The organism is Lysobacter enzymogenes (assembly GCF_017168095.1).
In the GTDB taxonomy this organism is placed as follows: domain Bacteria; phylum Pseudomonadota; class Gammaproteobacteria; order Xanthomonadales; family Xanthomonadaceae; genus Lysobacter; species Lysobacter enzymogenes_D.
This window is the reverse complement of the sequence record NZ_LXSD01000493.1, coordinates 1-5,082: the sequence shown is the minus strand read 5'-3', so window position 1 is coordinate 5,082 and position 5,082 is coordinate 1. Positions and strand designations below refer to the sequence as shown.

9 protein-coding genes and 1 pseudogene are annotated in these 5,082 nt (G+C 70.2%); 6 read left to right on the top strand and 4 right to left on the bottom strand.

Features of this window, described 5'->3' with window-relative positions:
• From A7A76_RS20260 to A7A76_RS26935, 6 genes and pseudogenes are all read left to right on the top strand, one after another.
• Positions 1-300: hypothetical protein (locus A7A76_RS20260; protein ID WP_206413006.1), on the top strand; the 300-nt coding region annotated here is incomplete at its 5' end.
• Positions 301-496: 196 nt separating this feature from the next.
• Positions 497-1,732 carry an endonuclease/exonuclease/phosphatase family protein gene (locus A7A76_RS20255; protein WP_206413005.1) on the top strand — a complete coding sequence of 412 codons (1,236 nt, stop codon included), beginning with the start codon at positions 497-499 and terminating at the stop codon, positions 1,730-1,732.
• Between the two features lie 110 nt (positions 1,733-1,842).
• On the top strand, positions 1,843-1,965 hold the full coding sequence (locus tag A7A76_RS25965; protein ID WP_277425863.1) for a hypothetical protein: 123 nt from the start codon (positions 1,843-1,845) through the stop codon (positions 1,963-1,965).
• Positions 1,966-1,979: 14 nt separating this feature from the next.
• Positions 1,980-2,102 carry a hypothetical protein gene (locus A7A76_RS25960; RefSeq protein WP_277425862.1) on the top strand — a complete coding sequence of 41 codons (123 nt, stop codon included), beginning with the start codon at positions 1,980-1,982 and terminating at the stop codon, positions 2,100-2,102.
• 42 nt (positions 2,103-2,144) lie between these two features.
• Positions 2,145-2,309, top strand: a complete 165-nt coding sequence (locus tag A7A76_RS20250) for a hypothetical protein (RefSeq protein WP_206413004.1) — start codon at positions 2,145-2,147, stop codon at positions 2,307-2,309.
• Between the two features lie 17 nt (positions 2,310-2,326).
• Positions 2,327-2,617, top strand: a pseudogene (locus A7A76_RS26935) (DUF6053 domain-containing protein); the annotation flags it as partial.
• Here the strand turns inward: A7A76_RS26935 and A7A76_RS20245 are convergent.
• The 4 genes from A7A76_RS20245 to purT are packed head-to-tail and all read right to left on the bottom strand — an operon-like array spanning position 2,569 to position 4,868.
• Positions 2,569-2,922 (bottom strand): ADP-ribosylation/crystallin J1, encoded by a 354-nt coding sequence (locus A7A76_RS20245; RefSeq protein WP_206413003.1) that lies wholly within the window; start codon positions 2,920-2,922, stop codon positions 2,569-2,571. The pseudogene A7A76_RS26935 and the gene A7A76_RS20245 overlap by 49 nt on opposite strands.
• 33 nt (positions 2,923-2,955) lie before the next feature.
• Positions 2,956-3,141 (bottom strand): DUF6053 domain-containing protein, encoded by a 186-nt coding sequence (locus A7A76_RS26930; RefSeq protein WP_428995204.1) that lies wholly within the window; start codon positions 3,139-3,141, stop codon positions 2,956-2,958.
• A gap of 55 nt (positions 3,142-3,196) precedes the next feature.
• Entirely contained in the window at positions 3,197-3,628 is a 432-nt protein-coding gene (locus A7A76_RS20240; RefSeq protein ID WP_206413002.1) for a hypothetical protein, read from the bottom strand.
• Between the two features lie 40 nt (positions 3,629-3,668).
• Positions 3,669-4,868 carry a formate-dependent phosphoribosylglycinamide formyltransferase gene (gene purT, locus A7A76_RS20235; protein WP_206413001.1) on the bottom strand — a complete coding sequence of 400 codons (1,200 nt, stop codon included), beginning with the start codon at positions 4,866-4,868 and terminating at the stop codon, positions 3,669-3,671.
• Between the last annotated feature and the right edge of the window lie 214 nt (positions 4,869-5,082).

Sequence of the window (5,082 nt, the reverse complement as noted above, 5' to 3'; positions counted from 1 at the left end):
CCGGCTCCGACCGATGCCGCCCCGGCCGCTCCGACCGACGCCGCCGCCCCGGCCGCCGCGCCGACCGCCAGCGTCGGCGTGCCCGAGTGCGACGACTACCTGACCAAGGTCCGCACCTGCCTCACCGACAAGGTCCCGGCCGAACAGCGCGCCGGCCTGCAGGCCGCGCTCGACCAGAGCCACAGCGCCTGGACGCAGATGGCCGCCACCCCGCAGGGCAAGACCGCCCTGGCCGGCGCCTGCAAGACCGCGCTGGAGCAGAGCAAGGCGCAGTACGCGGCGATGGGCTGCACGCTGTAATTCGCCCGCTTCGTTGCACGACGACGCCCCGGCTCGCCCGGGGCGTCGTTTTTTGCGGAGCCGGCCCCATCGCGGCGCCGATGAAAGACCGCTGCCTGCGCCGGCGACGGCGGCTGCCGGCGTTGCCGACGCCCGCCGCCGATCCGGCCCGAAACCGTAACCATCCCGCCGCCCGCCCCATGCGATCATCGCGCGCATGTCCAGACTCCTCCTCCCCTGCGCCGCGCTCGCCGCGGCCCTGCTCGCGGCCTGCACGCAAGTGAACGTCCACGGCGATCCCAAGGCTTACGTGCGCGCCCAGAGCGACGCAGCCGCGCCCGCGCGGCTGCGCGTGGCCACCTACAACACCTCGCTCTACGACGAGGCCGACGGCGGCCTGATCCGCCGTTTCGAAGCCGGCGACGACAACGCGCGCAAGATCGCCGCGGTGCTGCAGCGCGTGCGCCCGGACCTGGTCCTGCTCAACGAATTCGACTACGACCCGCAGCAACGCGCGGCCGACCTGTTCCAGCGCGACTACCTCGAAGTCGCCCAGCCCGGCGGCGGCGACGCGCTGCGCTATCCCTACCGCTACCTCGCCCCGGTCAACACCGGCGTGCCCAGCGGCCTGGACCTCGACGGCGACGGCAAGGCCGGCGACGCCGCGCGCAGCGACCGCGCGCGCGGCAACGACGCCTGGGGCTACGGCCTGCACCCGGGCCAGTACGGCATGCTGGTGCTGTCGAAATACCCCATCGACACCGCCGCCGTGCGCAGCTTCCAGACCTTCAAGTGGTCGCACCTGCCCAACGCGCGGCAACCGCGCGACCCGGCCACCGGCAAGCCGTGGTACTCGGCGGCGGTGTGGCCGCAGCTGCGCCTGTCGTCGAAATCGCACTGGGACGTGCCGGTGAAAACCCCGCTCGGCGTGCTGCACTTCCTCGCCGCGCATCCGACCCCGCCGGTGTTCGACGGCCCGGAAGACCGCAACGGCGCGCGCAATCACGATGAAATCGCGCTGTGGGCGCGCTACCTCGACGGCGGCGCGCCGGCCTGGCTGTGCGACGACCAGGGCCGCTGCGGCGGCCTGGCCGACGATGCGCGCTTCGTCATCGTCGGCGACATGAACGCCGACCCGGTCGACGGCGACGGCGTGCCCGGCTCGATCAAGCAACTGCTCGACCACCCGCGCGTGGACTCCACCCACGTCCCGCACAGCGAAGGCGCACGCGAACGCGCGCAAGCCTACGGCTTCGCGCGCAAGGGCGACATCGCCGCCCACACCGGCGACTTCGGCCCCAAGGCCGGCACCCTGCGCCTGGATTACGTACTGCCTTCGCGCGGCTGGAAGGTCGAGGACACCGGCGTGTTCTGGCCGAAGGCGGGGACGGAGGAGTCGAAGATCTCCGAGGCCAGCGATCATCATTTGGTGTGGGTGGATTTGGCGAAGTGAGGCGCGGCCGCGCCCTTCGTCGCAACCTAGCGAACGCGGACGCATCGGGATCGGCGTAGCCGCACACGGCTGCTGGACGCGGTCGCGGCGACCGACATGAAGAATTCGACGTGACTGCGACCGAGAGCCGCGAGTTGATCGGGTTCAATACCCTGGAATCATCGGTTGTCTATTCGCACGAGATCGAGAAAATCATTGCCACGACGACCCACCGCTTCGCGGCGCAGGCATGAACACAGAATCGGCAATGGACGCGCTGGAACAGTGGCACGGCGCGGCGCTGTGCGCGCCGCTGCGCGCGTTCGTGCTCGCCAATGGCGGCCGCGAGGTCGGCGCGGTGCGGTTCTACGCGCCCGATGAAATCCTCTAGCGTAATCCGGCTTACGAAACCCGCGAGTACTGTTCCGGTTTTTTGACCCTCGGCGACGATGGCGGCGGCCGCGCGGTGGTGGTGCATGGCCGCTTGCGGCCGCCGACCGTGTTCGTGGTCGGACACGGCAGCATGAGCGAGGCGGATTTCGTCGCGGTGGGCGCCGGTTTGCAGGAATGGATCGATGGCGGCTGCCCTGTCGATTGAGCTCTCCGGCGGTGTGATTCGCGGCTATCGGAGCGGAAAGCGTCGGGCCTGAAGGCCCTCCCACAATAAAAAGAGCTGATTCGTGGGAGGGCTCCAGTCCCGATGCATTCGGCGCCGATCGCGGCGAACCGATCCGAACGCGCCGGGCCCGAAGACCCTTCCACCAGAGCCGGCACTGCGCGCTTTTGTGGGAGGGGCTTTCAGCCCCGAGGCTGCCGGCTCAGTCGCGGCGAATCCCCGGCCGAACGCCATCGTCGGCTCACTCGGTGCGAAACTCGCGGACGACTTCGATCAGCCCAACGATGTGATCGTTCAGCGTTTCCAGCTCTTCGGCCGGCACCCACCACTCGGTGTGGTGCGCGCCGCCCACCTTCTGGACCGGGTAGCGCGCCATGAACCGCGCATCGACTTCGAAGCGCGTCACCGCGCCGTAGCCGCTGTCCTTGACGTTCCAGCGCTCGGCGATTTCGGCGGCGTAGCGCTCGTTGGTCACCGGATAGAAGATCGGTTGCTCCGGCAGGCGCGGCGGCCAGCGCTTGAACGCGTTCTCGCGCAGGCGCTGCAGTTCGATCGGGCCGACGGGGCGATACAGGGTGACGGTGTTGTCTGGCATGACACGAATCCTTGTGAACGAAAAACGGCCGCGTTACTCGCGGCCGCGCACAGGATAAACCGCTGCGCGCTGCGAAACCATGAGGCTTGTGGGAGGGCCTTCAGGCTCGATGCGGTCCGGTCGGATCGCGGCGATCTTAGACAAAAGCATCGGGCCTGAAGGCCCTCCCACAAGTGCTGAGCATCGGGGCCTGGAGCCCCTCCTACAAATGCGAAGCATTGGGCCTGAAGGCCCTTGCAAGATCGAAGCTGCGGGCCGGGAGGCCCGCCTATCGTCACTTTTTGTCGTCTCCCGCGGCGATCACCGGCGCGGGCACGTCGGGCACCGCCGGAGACGGCGACGGCGACGGCGCGGGCGTCTCCGGCTCCACCGTCGGCGATTGCGGCGCGGTTGGCGGCGCGGCGGCCGCGGCGGGCTTGGCGGCCGCGCGCGCGATGCGCGGCCCGAAGCCGAACGAGCCTTCGCCATGCGCCGACACGATCATCCGCAGCATGTTGCCCGGCACCATCAGCTCCAAGGTCATCTCGCGGCCGTCGGCGGTGCGGCCTTCCAGGGTCATCTCGGTGAACGCGCCGCCGGTGTCGATTTCCTTGCACAGCACATGCGGGCCGGCGGGGCCTTCGAGCAGGTAGGGACGAATGGCCTCGCCCAGCGCTTCCAGCGCTTGCGGGAAGAAGAACACGGCGTAGCCCTGGGTCTCGTTCATCGTCGCTCCGGTGCGAAAGGTCGTACGGTTCGGATCGCGCTCAGCGCAATTCGATTTGCAGTTGCGCCGCGGCTTCGCGCGCCTTGGCGCGGGCTTCGTCGATGTCGCCGCCCAGGGCCAGGGTCACCGCGACGCGGCGGTGGCCTTCCACGCGCGGCTTGCCGAACAAACGCAGTTGCGTGTCGATCTGCCCCAGCGCCGCGTCGACGCCGGAGAACACCGGCACGCCGTGGCCCTGCGCCAGCACCGCGCAGGACGCGGCCGCGCCGTGCTCGCGGATGGTCGGGATCGGCAGGCCGAGGATCGCGCGCGCGTGCAGCGCGAACTCGCTCAAATCCTGCGAGATCAGCGTAACCAGGCCGGTGTCGTGCGGCCGCGGCGAGACTTCGCTGAACCACACCTCGTCGCCCTTGACGAACAGCTCGACGCCGAACACGCCGAAGCCGCCGAGGTCGTCGGTGATGGCGCGGGCGATCTCCTGCGCGCGCGCCAGCGCCACCGGGTTCATCGGCTGCGGCTGCCAGCTTTCGCGGTAATCGCCGTCGCGCTGCAGGTGGCCGATCGGCGCGCAGAAGGTGGTGCCGCCGGCGTGGCGCACGGTCAGCAGGGTGATTTCGTAGTCGAAGTCGATGAAGCCTTCGACGATGACCCGGCCGGCGCCGGCGCGGCCGCCGGTCTGGGCGTAGTCCCAGGCCTTGCCGATGTCGGCTTCGCCGCGCACCAGGCTCTGGCCCTTGCCCGAGGACGACATCACCGGCTTGACCACGCACGGCAGGCCGATCTCGGCCACGGCGGCGCGGTAGTCCTCGAGGGTGTCGACGAAACGGTACGGCGAGGTCGCCAGCCCCAGGGTTTCGGCGGCGAGGCGGCGGATGCCTTCGCGGTCCATGGTCAGGCGCGCGGCGCGCGCGGTCGGAATCACTCGGGTGTCGCTGCCGTCGCGGGCGAACTCGGCTTCCAGCTCGACCAGGGTCTGGGTGTGGATCGCCTCGATCTCCGGCACGATCAGGTGCGGCCGCTCGGCCGCGATCAGCGCACGCACGGCCTGGCCGTCGAGCATGTCGAGCACGTGGCTGCGGTGCGCCACCTGCATCGCCGGCGCGTCGGCGTAGCGGTCGGCGGCGATCACTTCCACGCCGAAGCGCTGCAGCTCGATCGCCACCTCCTTGCCCAATTCGCCCGAACCGAGCAGGAGCACGCGGTAAGCGTGCGGGGACAGCGGCGTGCCGAGCGTGGTCATGGCGTGCAACCTCGAAAAGCGGGGGACGGAATGAGCCTAGTCTAACTTTCCGCGCCCGCCGCGGCCTTGCCGGGCTATGGCGGCGGCGGGCGCGCATGCGATGCTGTGGTCCATGTCCCCCGCGTCCGAACGGCACGCCGAGCGTGCCGCCGCCCCCGCTGTCTCCGCGTCGCCCGGCGCCGCGCGCCGCTGGCGCTGGCTGGCCGCCGGCGCG